This is a genomic window from Cupriavidus sp. UBA2010 (assembly GCF_002335265.1).
In the GTDB taxonomy this organism is placed as follows: Bacteria; Pseudomonadota; Gammaproteobacteria; order Burkholderiales; family Burkholderiaceae; genus Cupriavidus; species Cupriavidus metallidurans.
Window position 1 is genome coordinate 226146 of record NZ_DDCI01000012.1, and the last position, 19790, is coordinate 245935.

Annotated in this window: 16 protein-coding genes; 5 read left to right on the forward strand and 11 right to left on the reverse strand. The window is 64.3% G+C overall.

What is annotated here, in order from left to right; all coding sequences use genetic code 11:
* Window positions 1–3453 (reverse strand): transcription-repair coupling factor, encoded by a 3453-nt coding sequence (gene mfd / locus B2246_RS08440; RefSeq protein WP_008651552.1) that lies wholly within the window; start codon window positions 3451–3453, stop codon window positions 1–3.
* A gap of 134 nt (window positions 3454–3587) precedes the next feature.
* Between mfd and ispD the strand changes: the two genes are divergently transcribed.
* Together ispD and ispF are read left to right on the forward strand one after the other, a co-directional pair.
* Window positions 3588–4412 carry a 2-C-methyl-D-erythritol 4-phosphate cytidylyltransferase gene (ispD, locus tag B2246_RS08445; protein WP_008651553.1) on the forward strand — a complete coding sequence of 275 codons (825 nt, stop codon included), beginning with the start codon at window positions 3588–3590 and terminating at the stop codon, window positions 4410–4412.
* A gap of 32 nt (window positions 4413–4444) precedes the next feature.
* Complete coding sequence (gene ispF, locus B2246_RS08450) at window positions 4445–4951, forward strand: 2-C-methyl-D-erythritol 2,4-cyclodiphosphate synthase (RefSeq protein ID WP_008651554.1); 507 nt, start codon at window positions 4445–4447, stop codon at window positions 4949–4951.
* 37 nt (window positions 4952–4988) lie between these two features.
* Here ispF and B2246_RS08455 read toward each other — a convergent pair whose 3' ends face one another.
* The 6 genes from B2246_RS08455 to ompR all read right to left on the reverse strand — a co-directional run bounded on the left by B2246_RS08455 (window position 4989) and on the right by ompR (window position 10953).
* On the reverse strand, window positions 4989–5567 hold the full coding sequence (locus tag B2246_RS08455; RefSeq protein ID WP_008651555.1) for a GNAT family N-acetyltransferase: 579 nt from the start codon (window positions 5565–5567) through the stop codon (window positions 4989–4991).
* A gap of 205 nt (window positions 5568–5772) precedes the next feature.
* Window positions 5773–6294, reverse strand: coding sequence for a carboxymuconolactone decarboxylase family protein (locus B2246_RS08460; RefSeq protein WP_011516678.1), 522 nt, complete (start codon window positions 6292–6294; stop codon window positions 5773–5775).
* Between the two features lie 121 nt (window positions 6295–6415).
* Window positions 6416–6964: a peroxiredoxin gene (locus tag B2246_RS08465; protein ID WP_008651557.1), complete on the reverse strand. Its 549-nt coding sequence runs from the start codon at window positions 6962–6964 to the stop codon at window positions 6416–6418.
* Between the two features lie 346 nt (window positions 6965–7310).
* A complete protein-coding gene (locus tag B2246_RS08470) occupies window positions 7311–8600 on the reverse strand; it encodes an MFS transporter (protein WP_017514531.1) in 1290 nt (429 codons plus the stop codon).
* Window positions 8601–8854: 254 nt separating this feature from the next.
* On the reverse strand, window positions 8855–10204 hold the full coding sequence (locus tag B2246_RS08475; protein WP_035882586.1) for an ATP-binding protein: 1350 nt from the start codon (window positions 10202–10204) through the stop codon (window positions 8855–8857).
* 26 nt (window positions 10205–10230) lie between these two features.
* Window positions 10231–10953, reverse strand: coding sequence for a two-component system response regulator OmpR (gene ompR / locus B2246_RS08480; RefSeq protein ID WP_006576352.1), 723 nt, complete (start codon window positions 10951–10953; stop codon window positions 10231–10233).
* Between the two features lie 261 nt (window positions 10954–11214).
* Here ompR and B2246_RS08485 point away from each other — a divergent pair, with 261 nt between their 5' ends.
* A complete protein-coding gene (locus B2246_RS08485) occupies window positions 11215–11592 on the forward strand; it encodes a hypothetical protein (protein ID WP_008651560.1) in 378 nt (125 codons plus the stop codon).
* An 80-nt stretch (window positions 11593–11672) separates the two neighbouring features.
* Here B2246_RS08485 and B2246_RS08490 read toward each other — a convergent pair whose 3' ends face one another.
* Window positions 11673–12935, reverse strand: a complete 1263-nt coding sequence (locus B2246_RS08490; protein WP_186425042.1) for a Zn-dependent hydrolase — start codon at window positions 12933–12935, stop codon at window positions 11673–11675.
* Window positions 12936–12995: 60 nt separating this feature from the next.
* Window positions 12996–13826 (reverse strand): presqualene diphosphate synthase HpnD, encoded by an 831-nt coding sequence (gene hpnD, locus B2246_RS08495; RefSeq protein WP_035882646.1) that lies wholly within the window; start codon window positions 13824–13826, stop codon window positions 12996–12998.
* A gap of 325 nt (window positions 13827–14151) precedes the next feature.
* On the opposite strand from hpnD, the gene B2246_RS08500 reads away from it, so the two are divergent.
* Both B2246_RS08500 and B2246_RS08505 read left to right on the forward strand, forming a co-directional pair.
* Window positions 14152–15411, forward strand: a complete 1260-nt coding sequence (locus B2246_RS08500) for an efflux RND transporter periplasmic adaptor subunit (protein ID WP_286882044.1) — start codon at window positions 14152–14154, stop codon at window positions 15409–15411.
* Window positions 15412–15420: 9 nt separating this feature from the next.
* Entirely contained in the window at window positions 15421–18531 is a 3111-nt protein-coding gene (locus B2246_RS08505; protein ID WP_008651564.1) for an efflux RND transporter permease subunit, read from the forward strand.
* Window positions 18532–18555: 24 nt separating this feature from the next.
* Here the strand turns inward: B2246_RS08505 and B2246_RS08510 are convergent, their stop codons facing one another.
* Together B2246_RS08510 and B2246_RS08515 are read right to left on the reverse strand one after the other, a co-directional pair.
* Window positions 18556–18792, reverse strand: a complete 237-nt coding sequence (locus B2246_RS08510; RefSeq protein WP_008651565.1) for a hypothetical protein — start codon at window positions 18790–18792, stop codon at window positions 18556–18558.
* A gap of 106 nt (window positions 18793–18898) precedes the next feature.
* Window positions 18899–19753 carry a sulfite exporter TauE/SafE family protein gene (locus B2246_RS08515; RefSeq protein WP_080709712.1) on the reverse strand — a complete coding sequence of 285 codons (855 nt, stop codon included), beginning with the start codon at window positions 19751–19753 and terminating at the stop codon, window positions 18899–18901.
* Window positions 19754–19790 lie beyond the last annotated feature (37 nt).

The following is a 19790-nucleotide window of genomic DNA, read 5'->3' on the forward strand; positions in this document are numbered from 1 at the left end:
TCAGGCCAACTGGCGCAGCGTGTGCTTGATGGTTTGCGCGCGGGTAGCTACGTCGGGCATCTTTGCCTCGATGCGCAGCTTGTCCTGGCCGGCCAGCTTGATATGCCGATTCTTTTGTACGAGGTCGATGATGCGGATGGCGTCGATCGGTGGATTCGGCACGAACTGCATGCTGACCGTGGCTTCGCCTGCGTCGATCTTGCGCACGCCCAGCGGCGCCGCGGCGATACGCAGCCGGTGCGTCTCGATCAGTGCCTGCGCCTGCGAGGGCAGCCGGCCGAAGCGGTCAATCAGCTCCTCCTGGATGTCGTCGACGCGCTCGCCGGCCTCGCAGTTGGCCAGGCGCTTGTAGATCGACAGGCGTTCGTGGACATCCGCGCAGTAATCATTCGGCAGCAGGGCAGGCGTGCCGAGGTTGATCTCTGTCGTGGCGGCCAGCGGTGCCATCAGGTCCGGCTCCTTGCCGGCCTTCAGCGATTTCACGGCGGCATTGAGCATGTCCGTGTAAAGCTGGAATCCGATTTCGTGGATTTCGCCTGACTGCTTGTCGCCCAGCACTTCGCCGGCGCCACGGATTTCCAGATCGTGCATGGCCAGATAGAAGCCGGAACCCAGTTCCTCCATCTGCTGGATGGCTTCGAGCCGGCGTTGCGCCTGGCGCGTCAGCCCCTCGACATCATGCACGAGCAGATATGCATAGGCCTGGTGGTGCGAACGACCCACGCGGCCGCGCAACTGATGAAGCTGGGCCAGACCGAACTTGTCGGCGCGATGAATCAGGATGGTGTTGGCTGTCGGCACGTCGATGCCGGTTTCGATAATCGTCGTGCAGAGCAGGATGTTGTCGCGGCGCGAGACGAAGTCCCGCATCACGCGTTCGAGTTCGCGCTCGTGCATCTGGCCATGGGCCACGGCGATACGGGCTTCCGGCACCAGTTCGGCCAGCTTGGCGCGCTTGTTCTCGATCGTTTCCACTTCGTTGTGCAGGAAGTAGACCTGACCACCGCGCTTCAACTCGCGCAGGATGGCTTCGCGGATCACGCCGTCTTCTTCGCGTCGGACGAAGGTCTTGATGGCCAGTCGCTTCTGCGGCGCCGTGGCGATCACGGAAAAATCGCGCAGGCCTTCCAGAGCCATGCCCAGCGTGCGCGGGATCGGCGTGGCGGTCAGCGTCAGCACGTCGACTTCGGCGCGCAGTGTCTTCAGCGCTTCCTTCTGGCGCACGCCAAAGCGGTGTTCCTCGTCGATGATCACGAGCCCCAGGCGCTGGAACTTCACTTCGTCGGACAGCAGCTTGTGCGTGCCAATCACGATATCGACGGTGCCTTCGTTGATCTGCTTGATCGCGGCGTCGATTTCCTTTTTCGTCTTGAAACGCGACAACTCGACGATACGCACCGGCCATTCGGCAAAACGGTCGGAGAGCGTCTGGAAATGCTGCTCGGCCAGCAGCGTGGTTGGCGCGAGCATGGCGACCTGCTTGCCGCCCAGCACCGCCACGAACGCCGCGCGCAGCGCGACCTCGGTCTTGCCGAAGCCGACGTCGCCGCAGACCAGCCGGTCCATCGGCTTGCCCGACGTCATGTCGGCGATCACGGCGGCGATGGCCGCGGCCTGGTCAGGCGTTTCCTCGAAGCCGAAGCTCTCGGCAAACGCCTCGTAGTCCTTGGGCTGCAACGGGAAGGCAAAGCCCTCGCGCAGGGCGCGGCGCGCGTACAGGTTCAGCAGTTCGGCGGCCGTATCGCGGATCTGCTGCGCGGCGCGGCGTTTGGCCTTGTCCCACTGGCCCGTGCCCAGCGAATGCAGCGGGGCCGTCTCCGGATCGGCGCCCGAATAGCGCGAAATCACGTGCAACTGATGCACGGGCACATAAAGCTTGCTGCCTTTGTCGTAGTCCAGGTGCAGGAATTCCTCGTCGCCCTGACCCATGTCCAGCGTGACCAGACCCTGGTAGCGGCCAATGCCATGCTCGCTATGCACGACGGGGTCGCCGATCTTGAGTTCGGCCAGATCGCGCACCATCGCATCGACGGTACTCGCCTGTTCCTGCTTGCGCCGGCCCGAGCGGCGTGCCGTGCCGGCGTAGAGTTCGGCCTCGGTTACGAATGCCATCTGGGCCGACGGCAGCGCGAAGCCGGTCTGCAGCGGTGCCACCGCGATCGAGAAATGCGAATCCCCCGCCAGGAAGGCGGCGAAGTCGTCAACGATCATCGGGCGCAAGCCGCTTTCCGCGAACAACTGCAACAGCGTCTCGCGTCGGCCGGCGGAGTCGGCGCACATCAGCACACGCGTGGCCTTGTTGAGCAGCAGCGATTCCAGGTTGACCAGCGGATCTTCAGCGCGGCGATTGACCGATACATCGGGCAGGTGTCCGGCGAAGGCGGGCGCGTCGGCAGGCGCGGCGTCGCGCTGCAGTACCAGTCGCGCCAGCGGCTTTGCGCCGACGAAGAACTGTTCTTCCGACAGGAACAGGTCCGCTGGCGGCAGCAGCGGCCGCTCGCGGTCATGACGCATGAAGTTGTAGCGCTGGGTAGTGTCGGCCCAGAAGCGGCGAATGGCCTCGTCCACATTGCCCGAGAAGGCAAGCTGGGTGCCCTCGGGCAGATAGTCGAACAGCGTCGCGCTTTGCTCGAAGAACAACGGCAGGTAGTACTCGATACCGGCCGACGGCACGCCATTGCCGATGTCCTTGTAAATCGGTGATTTGGTCGGGTCGCCCTCGAATAGTTCGCGCCAGCGGCCCCGGAAGGCGGTGCGCGCGGTTTCATCGAGCGGGAACTCGCGGCCGGGCAGCAGGCGGACTTCCTTGACCGGATACAGGCTGCGTTGCGAGTCGGGATCGAATGCCCGGATGGTCTCGATCTCGTCGCCGAACAGGTCGATCCGGTACGGCAGGGCCGACCCCATCGGATACAGGTCAATCAGGCCGCCGCGCACGCTGTATTCGCCGGGGCGCATCACGGCGCTCACGTGCTCATAGCCGGCCAGCGTGAATTGCGCCTTCAAGGCCGCTTCGTCGAGCTTGGCCCCCTGCTTGAAGAAGAACGTGTAGGCCGCCAGGAACGCGGGTGGCGCCAGCCGATAGAGGGCGGTCGACGCCGGCACGAGCATCACGTCGCACTGACCACCCTGGATGTCGTGCAGGGTCGCCAGGCGCTCGGAGACCAGGTCCTGGTGCGGCGAGAAGCTGTCGTACGGCAGGGTTTCCCAGTCGGGCAGCAGACGCACGCGCAGTTCCGGGGCGAACCAGGGGATCTCTTCGGCCAGACGCTGCGCATCGACGGCATGGGCGCAGACGACGGCCACCATCGGCGCGCTGCGGCGATGCTGCCGCGCATAGGCGGCAACCGCGAGCGCGTCGGCGGAACCGGTCAGGCCGTTGACGGCATGACGCAGACCCGGTTTGATCAAGGGGAAGCTGGCGAACGGAAAAGCGGCGTGGTTGTCAGGCATTGGCAGCAGAGGCGCTTGAAACGACAACACCCCGCCGGCGTTTGCGAGGGCCCCTTGTTGCCCTGTGACGGGCGGGGCCCGGGCTGTTCACGGGCGAGGATCATGGTTCATGCCCACTGCATCGGCAGCGCCAGATGGCGGCGGGCGAGGGCCGTATTATAGAATGCACCCCGGCCGGTTTGCCGGCCGGTTTCCGATATTCCATTTCCCGCAAATCCGTGTCAGATCGCCGCTTTGCCCTGATTCCCTGTGCCGGTACCGGCAGTCGTGCCGGAGGCCCCATCCAGAAGCAGTACCAGACCGTGGCCGGACGGCCGATGCTTTGGTATGCACTGGCCGCCTTTTCCGCTTGCGATGCCATCAGCGCCACTGCCCTGGTGCTGGCCCCCGACGACATGCCGCTCGAGTCCCGTTTCGGCGCCGCCGCCTTTGCCGGGCTCCGCTTCGATACGGCGTTCGTGGGCGGCGATTCCCGCCATGCCTCGGTACTCGCCGGTCTCCATCATCTTGGGACCATGGGCGCAGTGGATACCGACTGGGTGCTCGTGCATGATGCGGCCCGGCCCGGCCTGACGCCCGCGATGATCGACACACTTGTGCGCGCGGTCGAGTCCGACGATGCTGCCAGCGAGCCGATCGGCGGCATTCTTGCCGTGCCGGTGCCGGACACGCTCAAGCGTGCCGACGCCGCTGCCCGCATCGGCGCTACCGTGCCGCGCGAAGGGCTGTGGCAAGCCCAGACACCGCAGATGTTCCGAATCGGCGTGCTGCGCCATGCGCTGGAGGATGCGCTGGCCGCGGGCGCGGTGGTGACCGACGAGGCGAGCGCGATCGAGCGGCTTGGACTGCATCCGCGCCTGGTCAATGGTTCGCTGCGCAACTTCAAGGTGACGTACCCCGAGGATTTCGCGCTGGCGGACGTACTGTTGCGCACTGGCACACCGACTTCCAACACGTGACAAACGTGATCCATCCAGACAAAGGAGCCGCATTGAACCCGTTCGATATCCGCATTGGCCAAGGCTATGACGTGCACGCCCTGGTGCCGGGCCGCAAGCTGATCCTCGGTGGCGTGGACATTCCGCACGACCGCGGACTGCTTGGTCATTCCGATGCCGACGCGCTGCTGCACGCCGTGACAGATGCGTTGTTCGGTGCCGCGGCACTGGGCGATATTGGTCGCCACTTTCCCGATACCGATCCGAACTTCGCTGGCGCCGACAGCCGGGTACTACTGCGTGAGGCGGCCCGCCGCGTGCGCGAAGCGGGTTACGAGATCGGCAATGTCGACGCCACGGTCATCGCGCAGAAGCCCAAGCTGGCACCGCATATCGGCGGCATGGTGGCCAATCTCGCGGAAGATCTTGGCCTGCCCGTCACGCGCTGCAACGTGAAGGCGAAGACCAACGAAAAACTGGGCTTCGAAGGAAAGGAGGAGGGGATTGTGGCGCAGGCGGCGGTACTGATCTACCGCCGCAACGGCGACGCCCAGGACTGAGCTTTGTCGCCTGAAGTCTGAAACGCGCTGTTGGCCGTCAGGCCTTCGGCGCTGTAGTTGCCGCCGCTTCTGCGGTGATCGGATAGACGTAGTCGATCAGCCGCGCCATGGCACCGTGACGCGCGCCGGCTTCCGTGCGTTTCTCGAATCCCATCTGCTGGCACAGGCGGTTGGCGGAAGCCATTTCCGGCATGGTGCGGCAGACCAGCGTCTTCGACCCGATGTCGCGCGCACGCTGGATGCAGATCTGCATCAGTCGGTGCCCCAGTCCAAGTCCCCGTGCCTGCGGGCTGACCGATAGCAGCCGCGCCTCGGGCTGCGTGAGCGTGACCATGCTGCCGTCGAGGGCCGGCACGGTTGCGTCGGGGTGGCAGAACAGCACCGCGCCGCTGATGCCGTGGTCGGTCTCCGCGACCCACCACTCCATGTCCGGGTTGTCCTTGGCGGCCAGCACGGACTGCATGCCGCGCTGGAACGACGCGCGACAGTCCTCCATGATTTCGAGCTCATATTGCCCGTAGGCATGTTGCGTGACGGCGGCGATGTCGCCCCAGTCGTAGGTCGCGGCCAGGCGAAACCGGAAGCGAGGCGAATTTTGCGAAGGCAGGGTGCTCATGGCGGTAACGATGACGTGGCCTTGGGTGGATTGTAGGCCGTCCGGTGCACAAATGCATCGGTACAACGATGTCTGATGTGTGACATTTCCACGATGCGTGCGTATTCACGTTCGCCGCGCAGCAAAGGAAAAGCCGGCGGCACCCGTGAGGGTGCGCGCCGGCTTGTATCCGTCACGCAGGTAATTCACCCGCGTACCTTTCGGATTACTCGGCAGCGATCACATTCGCGGCAGCGCCGATCACCGCAGCGATGCGGCCCACATCGCGCAGTTGCTGAGCAGTCATGCCTTGCTCGGTCTTCAGCAGCTGGTAGTGCGATTTGATGCAGAAATGGCACTTGCCGATGACCGATGCGGCCAGCGCGTACATCTCGAAGCGCCGCTTGTCCACGCCACCATGGGTGGCGTAGGCGTTCATGCGCAGGCCGGCAGGCTGGCTGGCCAGATCGGGGTCCTCGGCCATCTCGACGTAGGGATACCAGAGGTTGTTCATCCCCATCAGCGCGGCGGCCGTCAGCGCGCCGTTGACTTCTTCCGGCGACAGCACGTTCGCATTGCGGATGGCATCGACCAGGACCTTGCTCTTGGCGGCAAAAGCGGCCGCAAGCGCCACGCCAACCGCGTCGTTGCCTTCCAGCGACGAGCGTGCAATCGTGCCGTCCACGTTCAGACGGATGTCCTTTGCATAGTCAGGGATCAAATTCTTGATCGTGCTGAGGAATTCCATTTATTTCTCCTATCGTCGAGGGCTCAAAAAACCCGCGCGGGGCGGGTTTCGACGTGAAAGGGCGCTGGCCCTTCCACGCTTGATGCGCCAGTTTGCTCGAGGCGACTGGCAGGCAGGCCGATTACAGCGTGGCGCCGCCAACTGCACGGTTGCACGGGCAGAGTTCGTCCGTTTGCAGGCCGTCCAGGATACGCAGGACTTCTTCCGGGTTACGGCCGACGTTCAGGTTGTTCACCGAAACGTGCTGGATCGTGTTGTCCGGGTCGACGATGAACGTGGCGCGCAGTGCAACACCGGCGGCCTGGTCGCGCACGCCCAGTTGATCCACCAGCGAACCGGTCACGTCGGCGAATTGCCACTGGTTCAGCTTGTTCAGGTCCTTGTGTTCGCGACGCCATGCCAGCTTCACGAACTCGTTGTCGGTCGAGCCACCCAGCACGATCGCGTCACGATCGGCGAAGTCGCCGTTCAGCTTGGCGAAGGCCACGATTTCGGTCGGGCACACGAACGTAAAGTCCTTCGGGTAGAAGTAGATGACCTTCCACTTGCCTTCGAACGACTTTTCGGTGATGTCTTCAAACGCCGACTGGCCGTTCTCTTCGTGGTTGTTGAAACCGGGCTTGACGCCAACGACGTGGAAGGCTTCGAGCTTGTCACCAACGGTCTTCATACACTTCTCCTGATACGGTTGAACAGAATGAGGCGCGCATTCGCATGGCGAGTTCCCTGATGCAATGGAAATGTCACTTGTGCGAGTGCAACAAAAGGGGATTATGCGTCGTCGGAGGCGCTGCGGCCAATTGATATTCTCAAACAGCCCGATAGGCAGCGCCTAGGGGGAGAGACGAAGCACGGGGGAGTATGCCATGCACGGACGCGCAAGGCGGGGACACCGTAGAAATTCAGGGGGATCTAAAACGGGTCACGCCGCCTTCACGCTTGCCTGCTATGCGATACGGCAGGAATGTGAAGGCGGCGTGTGGCGTCAGGTGACGCGCGATGCGTGCCGTGTGATGTTATGCGGCGCTCAGCGCGGACTGCTCGCGACGTGTGCGGAAGATGATGATCGTGGCGACCAGACCGCATGCAGCGGCGAACATCAGCCACAGGCCCGGCGCGGCCTTGTTGCCCGTGGCGTGGATCAGGTAGGTCGAGATCGCCGGCGTGAAACCACCGAACAGTGCCGTGGCCAGGCTGTATGCCAGCGAGAAGCCGGCGGTGCGCACGGCGGGCGGCATGACTTCGGTCAGCGTGACGACCATTGCGCCGTTATAGCTGCCGTACAGGAATGAGAGCCACAGTTCCACCATCAGCAGGCGTTCGAACGACGGGGCAGCCACCAGCCACGATACGGCGGGGTAGGCGGTCACCAGCGTGGCGATCGTGAAGAACACCAGCAGCGGCTTGCGGCCAATGCGGTCGGACACTGCGCCCATCAGCGGCAGCCAGATGAAGTTCGACAGGCCGACGCACATCGTGACGATCAGGTTGTCCACGTCGTCGAGCTTGAGCACGGTCTTGCCGAAGGTCGGCGTGTAGGCGGTGATCATGTAGAACGACACCGTGGTCATCACCACCATCATGCAGCCGGCGATGATGATGCCCCAGTTGTCGAGCATCGAACGATAGATCTCGTTCACGCTCGGGCGATGCTTGCGCGTGCGGAACTCCTCGGTTTCCTCGAGCGAGCGGCGGATGATGAACAGGAACGGCACGATCAGGCAGCCGATCAGGAACGGCACGCGCCAGCCCCAGCTATCCATCTGCGCCGGCGCCAGCGTGGCGTGCAGGATCACGCCGAGCAGGCCCGCGAAGATCACGGCTACCTGCTGGCTGGCCGATTGCCATGCCACGTAAAAGCCTTTCTTGCCGGGCTTGGCGATCTCGGACAGATACACCGAAACTCCGCCCAGTTCCACGCCTGCGGAGAAACCCTGCAGCAGTCGTCCGAACAGGACCAGCAGCGGTGCGGCCACGCCGATCGTCGCGTACCCTGGCACAACGGCAATGAGCAGCGTGCCGGCCGCCATCAGGATCAGTGTGAGGATCAGGCCCTTGCGACGGCCGTGGTGATCGATATAGGCGCCCAGGATGATGGCGCCCAACGGTCGCATCAGGAAGCCCGCGCCGAACGTGGCCAGCGAGAGCATCAGCGATGCGAATTCATTATCTGAAGGAAAGAACGTATGAGCGATGGCTGCGGCGTAAAAGCCATAGACCATGAAGTCGTACATTTCCAGGAAGTTGCCGCTGACAACGCGGAACACGGTGCGGAATCCGTGTTGTGACTGGGTGGTGCTGGACATGGCTGTCTCTCGATCACCGCCGGTTGGCCGGCGGTATGTTTTCGGTGTGGGCAGCCAGGGCGTTTGGGGTTGCGGCAGGCGGTGCCATGGCTAGGGATGCAACGGTATGCATCGGACCTGTCGATGGGCGGAAGTTTGCGCCGAATCGCTGTCAATCGCCTGTCAACAAGCTTACAAAACCCTATCGTTTGCTGTCGAAAACCTGTCAATGCGCCGCATCGAATACATTCGCGGCGATTTTCGCGAGATGGCGCTCAGGCGCGCCGGAAGATTGCGCTGACCACCAGCCCGGACTTGGGCGCCGGACGGTTGGCAAGGACCAGCCTGCCGCCGTTGCGCTGCAGGATGCGGTTGACGATGGACATGCCCAGGCCGGCCCCCTTGGCCTCGCTGCGGGCCGCGTCGAGCCGGTAGAACGGGCGCGTCAGCAGCGACAGTTCTTCGTCCGGCACACCCATGCCGTTGTCCGCCACGACCAGCACCGCATCCTTGTCCTCGACGCGCGTGGAGATCTCCACTTCGGCCATGCCGGTCTCTTCGTCCTTGGCGTAGCGCCGCGCGTTCTCCACGAGGTTGTCGAGAATGCGCTGGATCTCCATGCGGTTGGCCATGGCCATCACCGGGCCGTTCGATCGCACGTGGATGCGCACGTCGTCATGTGCGGCATAGACGCCGACTGACTCCTGCACGAGCGTCGATAGATCGACCGGTTCCACGACTTCCTGCCCCGGCCGGGCATAGTTCAGGAACTGGCCGATGATCGCGTCCATCTGTTCGATGTCGGCGATCATCGCGTCGCGGGTGATGTTGTCCACGGGGGACATTTCGGTTTCCAGCCGCAGGCGGGTGAGCGGCGTGCGCAGATCGTGCGAGATGCCTGCCAGCATCACCACGCGGTCGTCGTCGAGCTGACGCAGGTCGTGCACCATCTGGTTGAAGCTGCGGTTGGCCTGCGCCACTTCGCTAGCGCCCTGTTCGCGCAGCGGCGGTGGATCGCCACCGGACCCGATCTGGCGCGCGGCGTTGGCTAGTCGTTTGAGCGGATAGTTGACGCGCGCGGTGATGAATGCCGCGCCGATGATCGACAGCATCAGTGCCGCGATACTCCACCAGAGCCACTGGATGCCTGGCACGCGCTCGAATCGTTCGGGGCTGATGGCGACCCAGTAGTCGTCGCCTTCGATTTCGAAGCTGACCCACACGCCGGGGATGTCGTTGACCGTGGTCGCGATGACAGTGTCTTCGCCCAGGCGGCCGCGAATCTCCTGTTGGACGAGCTGCGTCAGGAACGGGTTGGCCGTGGGCGCCGCGAAGTCATCGTCCTTCTCGCGCGGATAGACCTTGATGCCCTCGTTCTGGACGAGGTCGAGCAAAAGGAACCGGCGACGAGCCGGGTCCGAGTAGAGCAGGGCCGCGCGGGTGAGCTTGACCACGCTGACTACCTGCATGGCGATCTGCTGGGCACGCGGTGCGCGTTCGAAGAGCCGGTAGCTCTGGAACCAGATACCCAGCGAGATCGCCAGCAACAGGGCGATCAGCATGAAGGTTCGCCAGAAGAGCGAACCAAAGAACCGCGTTGCGGTACGGCCGAGAGCGGTCGCCACGTTGAAGCTGTGAGGTGCGACCGGAATTACTTCACGCCATCGGGGATAAAGACATAACCCAAGCCCCAGACCGTCTGGATGAAGCGCGGGTTACCCGGATCTGGCTCGATCAGCTTGCGCAGGCGAGAGATCTGCACGTCCAGGCTGCGGTCGAAGACTTCGTATTCGCGGCCGCGTGCCATTTCCATGAGCTTCTCGCGCGACAGCGGCTGGCGCGGGTGGCGCGCGAAAACCTTGAGCACCGAGAACTCGCCCGTGGTGAGCGTGATTTCCTCGTCGTTCTTGGTCAGCGTGCGCGTGGCCAGGTTGAGCACGAAATCGCCAAAGGCGAACGTTTCCGGGGTTTCCGACGGGGCGCCAGGCACTTCGGCCGGACCCTTGCGGCGCAGCACCGCGTGAATCCGCGCGATCAGTTCACGCGGGTTGAAAGGCTTGGGCAGATAGTCGTCCGCGCCCATTTCCAGGCCGACGATACGGTCCACGTCCTCGCCCTTGGCGGTGAGCATGATGATCGGGGTCTGGTCGTTGGCGCCTCGCAGGCGGCGGCAGATGGAAAGGCCGTCCTCGCCCGGCATCATCAGGTCCAGCACCAGCAGGTCGAAACGTTCGCGCAGCCAGAGCTTATTCATGGCCGTGGCGTTTTCCGCCACGAGGACCGTGAAGCCCTGCTCGCCGAGATAGCGGCGTAGAAGATCGCGCAGGCGCGGGTCGTCGTCCACGACGAGAATCTTGTGGCTGGTATTTTCCATGGCGGTATCTTAGCGACTATCGCTTTCGCTCAAAATGGCTTAACAAAACGTTACATACTTTACCCTGTGGTATGGCGGCGTGCACCTTTTGTGCATTTACACTCCGCAAACCGTATTCCTGATGCCGATTTTCGGTCCAATTCCAGGAGCGGCCACCACGGGCATCCAACGCCCCTTGCTGACGGCAGGGGCCACGCAGCCTCCCCCCAGTTGATGCTGGATGGCAGGCAGTCGGGGTGCCGTCGAAACCGCCATTATCCAATGAAAGTGAAGCGAATCCGGCCTGGGCATACCCTGCGGTGCGCGACGTACGCGCGAGCAGCATGTCTGGCTGGCCTGACCCTGCTGATTACGGCTGCATCCGACGTGGCGCTGGCCCAGTCGGCGGGTATGGCACATCTGCTTCACACATCGAAAGGCCAGTCCTCATCCAGCGCCCAGGTCGGCAACGGCCAGGCCTCGGAGCGGGGTCGCTCGTCCGCTCGGCGGCCCGACAAGGCCGAGTCCGAACGGGATATGGCCGACCGCGCCACGCGGCAGGGTCAGCGCGGTGGCAATCCCCGCCTGTCGCCTGACGAGCGCAAGACGTTACGCAAGAATCTCTACGATCTCAGCCGCGAGATGTACCAAGGCGGCTGAGAAACCGCTTCTGGGCGATCCTGGCGTCGTTGCGCGGCCTTGCCGCACCACGCCCCCGAAGCCCAGTCCGCTCAGTCCACTCAGTCTTTCACCCGGAAATGCCGCAGGAAGTCCACGAAGACTTCAGCAGCCTGTTGCGCATCTTCCTCTGTGATCGTCTCGAGCGGGTTGTGGCTGATACCGCCATTGCCGCATCGGACGAACAGCATCGCCACATCGATGATGCGGTGCATCATCATCGCATCGTGGCCCGCGCCTGAAGGCAGTTCGAACACTTCATGGCCACGCTTTTTCAGCACTGCACCGAATTGATCCATCAGCCAGCGCGCGCAGGGCGCATTGTTGACCGGCGTCACGCGCTCCACGCTGGCCTGCAGGCCGCGCTTTGCGGCAATCCGCTCGATCCCGGCGACGATATCGGCGATGGCGGCCTCGCGAATGCCGTCTTCACCGGCGCGGATGTCCATCGAGAACACGCACGCGGCCGGAATCACGTTGCTTGACCCGTTCGGCACCTGAAGCTGGCCCACCGTGCCCACCAGCGTCGGCACCTGGGCGCAGCGCGACTCCACAAGCAGGATCATCTCTGCGGCACCCGTCGCGGCATCGCGGCGCATATCCATCGGCGTGGTGCCAGCGTGGCTGGCCAGGCCCTCCACACGTACCTGGAAGCGGCTGCTTCCGGCAATCTGGGTCACGATGCCGAGCGGCAATCCGCGATTGAGCAGCACCGGGCCCTGTTCGATATGGACTTCGACAAAGCCAGCCAGTGTCGACGGATCGACCGCCGCAGCGCGCAAGGCGTCGATGTCGCCGGCGCCGGGCAGGCCGGAGTCGGCCAGGGCCTCGCGCATCGTCGCGCCATCCACGTCAGCGCGGTCGAGCAGCGCAGGGTCGAAGCGTCCCGCCAGCACGCTACTGGCCAGAAAGCTGGTCTTGAAACGCAGGCCTTCTTCCTCGGCAAATCCAACCACTTCGAAGTGATAGGGCAGGCGAATGCCGGCATCGCGCAGCGCGCCAACGACGGCAATTGGCAGCAGGATGCCGAGCCTGCCGTCATAGCGGCCGCCATTGCGCACCGTGTCGAAGTGCGAGCCCGTCATCAGCACCTTCGGATTGGCCGCGGCCGGATCGGCGGCGTAACGGCCAATCACGTTGCCGATCGCGTCGATCCGTACCGTCATGCCGGCATCCTCCATCCACCGTGCCAACTGCGCTTGTGCCTGGCGGTGGGCGGGCGTCAGATAGGCGCAGGTCAGGCCATCCTTCATATCCGAGAAGCGGGCAAGGGCTTCAGCGCGTTCGAGGATCGACTGGCCGAGGGAAGGTGTGGCGGTGGTCATGGCGTCAACGACAGTAGGGCAGAAAGGCAGAAAAGCAGAAAAGCGGAACGAAGCCGGGGGTTAGCCATTCTTCAGCCAGGTTTTCCAGGCAATCCAGAGCTTGCGCATCGGCGTCAGATCAATGCGCTGGTTCAGGACCTGGAAGTCGCTGGCTTCGATTTCGTCCAGAAGGGCGTGCTGAATGGCCGCGAAGGCCAGTTGGGCACGCTGGGATCGACGATCGGCGCGCGGCAATGCGGCCAGTGCCTCGCCATACAGCGTGCGGGCTTTTGTGGCCTGTTCCCGCATCAGCGCGACAAAGCGGTCCGAATGGCGCGACTGCAGGATGTCCGCGGCGGGCACTTCGAAGCGTTGCAGCGTATCGACAGGAATATAGATACGGCCATGGCGCGCGTCGCCACCGACATCCTTCACGATGCGCACCCGCTGCAAGGACAGCCCGAGCTGTTCCGCGGCATCGAGCGTGCGCGGGTCGGTGTGGCCAAGCACGCGGGCCGTCAGCTTGCCGAACGTGCCGCCCGAGGCCTGGCAGTATCGAACCAGTCCGATCTCGTCCAGATAGCGCGATTGCGCCAGATCCATCTCGGTGGCGGCGAGCATCTCGGCCATTTCGGCCTGCGGCAGCGCATCCAGATGCGGCTGAAGCGCCTGGCTGACCGGGTGGGCTGCTCCCCCGTCGTACAGGCGGCGCAATTCCGCGCGCCACCAGTCCAGGCGCTGGTGGGCTACGCCGGCGTCATGGTTCTCGTTGACGATGGCATCGAGTTCCTGGCGCCAGGCTTGCAGCGCGGTCAGGGCGTTGCGGCGGTCGGAGGGGAGGAGGAGGCTACTGTAGTAGAAGCTGGAGCCGCTCTGGGCGGCCTTGTCCTGGCAATACTGATCGGGCGTCACGCCAATCTCTTTGAATGTGGGGCGGCGGGGGCGGCGCCAAAGGCGCGGATTGTAGCACCGGGAGAAGCCGCCGGCGCCTTCAGGCGCCCGCTGACGCTTGCTGCGGACCTTTCGTCGCACGATACGCCTGTTCGTCATCCGCCGTTTGACGCACTCGAGGGTGATCAGTATATTACTGACCGGCCAGTTATTAATTTCTTCCCTTGGCCCCAGGCATCCGCGCAGATGCCTGAAAGTTATCCCAAAGACGCATTCCAGAGAGTCGCTCGCCGTCAGGCGAGGGCCACCGGCTGCACCCGTTCCACCGACCAGATATCGCTTGTCCATGCCAGTGCATTACGCCGGGCCGGAAGTTGCGGCCGTAGACGCTGAAGTTCGTTCTCTTGCGCCGCTGCCGGAACACCGGCGCGGACGCCGTGCCGCCCGGCCCATCGCCGCGGGGCTGGCCGTGCTTGCGTTTTCGACTGCCTTGATGCTGGCTGGCTGCGGCAAGCAGGCGGAGTCGATTGAGTACGTGCGGCCGGTTCGGTTGCTGCAACTGAACCCGGCAGCCGGCAAGACGGCCTTTGAATTCTCGGGCGAGGTGCGCCCGCGCGTGGAGTCGCGCCTGGGATTCCGCGTGGGCGGAAAGATCGCCGCCCGTCTGGTGGACGTGGGTGCCACCGTGCGCAAGGGGCAGCCGCTGGCCAGGCTTGATCCGACCGATCTGGGGCTGGCGGAAGCCGGCGCGCGTGCGCAGTACGACGCGGCCAAGACCGACCGAGATCTCGCGGCGTCCGATCTCAAACGCTACAACGAACTCGCGGCCAAGGGATTTATCAGTGCCGCCGAGCAGCACCGCCGTCAGGCCACCTACGATTCGGCCGCTTCGAAGCTGGAGCAGGCCCAGGCCAATCTGCGCAACCAGTCGAACCAGACCGGCTATGCGGTGCTGACCGCCGACGCCGATGGCGTGGTGACCGCGATCGACACCGAGGTGGGGCAGGTCGTTACACCGGGCCAGCCGGTGATCCGTGTGGCGCAGACGGCCGAAAAGGAAGTGGCGATCGGCCTGCCGGAAGATCAGGTCGACATGCTGCGTGGCATTACGGAAGTCACGATTCGCACCTGGTCGGAACCGGATCGCGTGCTGCCGGGACGGGTTCGCGAGATTTCCGCAGCTGCCGATACGGTGACGCGGACGTACCCGACGCGCGTCAGCGTGCCGAATCCGCCGGCTGACCTACGCATCGGCATGACCGCCGTGGTGACCTTTGTCCGGTCCGGCGACAGCGCCGCGATTCGCATTCCGCTGACGGCCCTGCTGCAGAACCAGGGCAGCAATCAGGTCTGGGTCTATCAACCGGATTCCGGCGGCAAGGGCACCGGTGGCACGGTCAACCCGGTGCCCGTGATGCTTGGCAACGCCGACGGCAACCTGATCGAAGTGCGAAGCGGCTTGAAGCCGGGTCAGGTCATCGTCACGGCGGGTGTGCACCTGCTCAGGCCGGGGCAGAAGGTCAGACCGATGCAGAGCATTGCTCCGGCACAGCCGGCCTCGAATCCTGGCGCGCCGCTGGCCGCGCTGGATAGCCGCCTGGGCTGAGGGCGGCGCATGGAACATTCCCGCTTCAACCTGTCGCGCTGGGCGCTTGAGCACCAGCCGCTGACCCGCTACCTGCTCGTTGTGCTGCTGCTGGGCGGCCTGTTGGCCTTCTTCCAGCTAGGGCAGGATGAAGATCCGCCGTTCACGTTCCGCGTGATGGTCGTGCAGGCGCTCTGGCCTGGCGCTACCGCCGAGCAGATCGCCGTGCAGGTGACCGACAAGATCGAACGCCAGCTTCAGGAAGTGCCATACGCGGACAAGATCCGCAGTTTCTCGAAGCCGGGCGAGACCACGGTGATCTTCCAGCTGGCTGACAACGCGCCGGCTAAGGACACCGCGCAGATCTGGTACACGGTGCGCAAGAAGATTGGCGACATCCAGCCGACGCTGCCGCAGGGCGTGCGTGGGCCGTTCTTCAATGATGAGTTCGGCGATGTGTACGGCTCGATCTATGCGCTCTCGGCCGACGGCTTCACTTACAAGGAACTGCGCGAGTACGCGGATCTCGTGCGGCAGGAGATGCTGCGCATCCCCGCCGTGGCCAAGGTGTCCCTGCTGGGGCTGCAGGACGAGAAGCTCTATGTCGAGTTCAATCAGGCCCGCTTCGCGCAGCTTGGGCTGGACATCAACGCGATCGCCAACCAGATTGCCGAGCAGAACAATCCCACGGGTAGTGGTGTCCTCGTGACGCCGACCGACAACCTGCAGGTCCGCATCACCGGGCAGCTTGGCGGGGTGGCAGACCTGAAGAACCTGGTCCTGCGGGGGCCGAACGGCATCGCCAATATTCGGCTGGGCGACATCGCGCACGTCTATCGCGGGTATGTCGATCCCCCGGTGAGCCGGATGCGTTTCAACGGCAAGGATGTGATCGGCCTGGGTATTTCGATGGAGAAGGGCGGGGACATCATCGCGCTGGGCAAGGAACTGCGCCGCGTGGTCGATGGCCTGCGCAACCAGTTGCCGGTCGGCATCGAGATGGATCAGGTCCAGGATCAGCCGCAGGCCGTGAAGCACTCGGTGGGCGAGTTCGTGCGGGTGCTGATCGAGGCCGTTGTGATCGTGCTGGGTGTGAGCTTCGTCTCGCTCGGGCTCCATACGCGGCCGTTACGGCTCGACGTACGTCCCGGACTCGTGGTGGCGCTGACGATTCCGCTGGTGCTGGCCGTGACGTTCCTGTTCATGAACATATTCGGCATCGGGCTCCACAAGATATCGCTTGGCGCCCTGATCATCGCGCTGGGCCTGCTGGTGGACGACGCGATCATCGCGGTCGAAATGATGGTGCGCAAGCTGGAGGAAGGCTTCTCCAAGATGGAGGCCGCCACGTTTGCCTACACCTCCACGGCAATGCCGATGCTGACCGGCACGCTGATTACGGCGGCAGGCTTCCTGCCCGTGGGGCTGGCGCGCTCGACCGTTGGCGAATACACGTTCGCGATCTTTGCTGTGACGGCGCTGGCGTTGGTGCTGTCCTGGCTGGCGGCGGTCTACTTCACACCGTACCTGGGCTATTTGCTGCTCAAGACGCGCCCGAGCGACGGCGGCCATCACGAGGTGTTCGATACGCCGTTCTACGCCCGCTTCCGCGCGCTGGTGAACTGGTGCGTCACGTGGCGCAAGACCGTGATCGTGGTCACGCTGGCGGCGTTCGCGCTGGGGCTGTTCGCGTTCAAGTTCGTCGAGAAGCAGTTCTTTCCCGATTCGAGCCGCCCCGAGTTGATGGTTGAACTCTGGATGCCGGAAGGCACGAGCTTTGTGCAGACCGAAGCCGAAGCCAAGCGCTTCGAAGTGGCGATGCGGCGCGACAAGGCCGTGGGCAGCCTGACCACGTTCATAGGTACCGGCGCGCCGCGCTTCTACCTGCCGCTGGACCAGATCCTGCCGCAATCGAACGTGGCGCAGCTGATCGTGATGCCGGCGGACGCGGAGCAGCGCGACGTGCTGCGCAAGCGCATCGAGCAGGTGCTGGCCACGGAGTTCCCGCAACTCCGGGGCCGCGTGAAGCTGCTGCCGAACGGACCGCCCGTTGCTTACCCGGTGCAGTTCCGGGTGATTGGTCCGGATGCCGCCGGGGTGCGCAAGGCGGCGGATCAGGTGCGGGCCATCATGGCAGCCAATCCGAACACGGTCGGCGTCAATGACAACTGGAACGAGAACGTGAAGATGCTGCGTCTCGAGCTTGACCAGGACAAGGCACGCGCGCTCGGTGTGACCACCAATGCGATTGCCCGCGCCACGCAGGCGGTGCTGACCGGCGTGCCGGTCGGCCAGTATCGCGACGCGGACAAGCTGATCGATATCGTCATGCGCACGCCGAAAAGCGAGCGCGACACGATGTCGGACCTGAACAACATCCTGGTGCCGACCAGCACGGGCCGCGCCGTTCCGCTGACGCAGGTGGCGCGCGTGACGCTGAAGTCGGAGCCCGGCGTGCTCTGGCGCGAGAATCGCGACTTCGGCGTTACCGTGCAGTCCGACATCGTCGATGGCATCCAGGGCCCGACCGTGACCGCGCAGATCGATCCGAAGCTCGACGCGATCCGCGCTACCCTGCCGCCCGGCTACCGCATCGCGATCGCGGGTGCGCAGGAGGAAAGCGGCAAGGCTGGCGCATCGATCGCCGCGCAACTGCCGCTGTGCATCTTCCTGATCTTCACGCTGCTGATGCTGCAGTTGCACAGCTTCTCGCGGTCGGTGATGGTGTTCCTGACCGGCCCGCTGGGTCTGATTGGCGCGGCGGCGACGCTGTTGCTCCTGCACGCGCCGATGGGGTTTGTCGCCCAGTTGGGCATTACCGCGCTGCTGGGCATGATCATCCGCAATTCGGTGATTCTGGTTGATCAGATCGAGCAGGACATCAAGGCGGGCATTCCGCCATGGCAGGCCATCGTCGAGTCAGCGGTGCGCCGGGCCCGCCCGATCATGCTGACAGCCGCAGCGGCGGTGCTGGCGATGATTCCCCTGTCGCGCTCGACGTTCTGGGGGCCGATGGCTGCCGCGATCATGGGTGGCCTGATCGTCGCCACGGTGCTGACACTGTTGTTCCTGCCCGCGCTGTACGCGGCGTGGTTCCGCGTCCGGCCGCCGGAAGGCGGGCAAGGGGTGATGACGAACTGAGGGTTTGGGGCTGGCAGCAGGCTGCTACGGCCTGCGCTTCTTCCATTCGTAGTCGGGCGGCGGGTCAGCCGCGCCCGGCTTGCCGACCGAGTTCGGATTTTCCGAGCAGAGCGTGACGAAGCTGACCGGCTCGCCGGCAAACTGGCGACGACGCAGCGCCTCCGCGAACTGCAGCGCATCCTTAAGGGCGTCACCGGGGAACGATTGCGCGTGCGGGGCCAGACCGTCGGCGGTGGCCTCGGTCCAGTAGATCATGTACATACCGGGAGCATCTCCAGCTTCGGTGGGCCCGACAGTGGGTCCGCGATGCCGGCATGTTAGCGCGCGAGGAGATAAGGCGCGAGGCTTCAATGCGCGAGGAGCCTGATCAGGCCAGCCAGGCGCGAATGACCAGCGCGCTGCCCGAAAGCAGCACGATCACGTTCACCACGCGAAGGAACTGCTCGCGCGACATGCGCAGCGTAATCTGGCGCCCGGCCCACAGCCCAACGATCATCGCTGGCGCCAATGCCACCGCGAGCTTCAGCAGTTCCGCGTCCGCATAAACGCCCGCCAGCAGGAACAGCACCAACCGTGTCAGTGTGGACAATCCAATCAAGGTCGATTGGGTGACGCGCATGGCGTCCTTGTCGAGCCGGCTCGACAGATAGATCGCGTATAGAAAGCCACCGCTACCGAACATTGCGGAGCAGATGCCACCGACCAACCCGAACGGCACGGCGGCGGATGAGGGAAGTCGCGTGGCCGGCCGCTTGCCGAGCAACGACCAGATCGCATACGCCGTGACGAAGACACCCAGCACGGCGGGCAGCAGGTCGGCGCGTATCCGCAGCAGCAGTGCCGCGCCGATCAGGCTGCCGATGAGCAGGCACGGCACCAGCCGCCGCAACTCGGTACGATCGGCGGCGTGTCCGTCGCGTGCCAGGTTTAGAAGTGCCGCCGAGCAGTCCATTAACGCCAGCAGTGGCACGATCTGCGCGACGGGCATCACATAGGCCAGCACAGGTGCTGCCACCAGCGCCGTGCCGAATCCGGCAATGCCGAAGATGACGTACGCCACGGCCAACGCGGCGCTCATGGTGGCATAGGGGGGCAGGGAAACGTCGGGAAGCAGGGCGGACAGGTCCATCGGCGAGGCGGGGATTGGGAGAGGATTCAGCGTAGCGCCGGGCGACGTGCCGATCGATCGCAAATGCCGCACGCTGCCATCGCAAATCGGCATGGCAGCCAGAGTCCATGAAGGGCGTGGCAAACTCTCG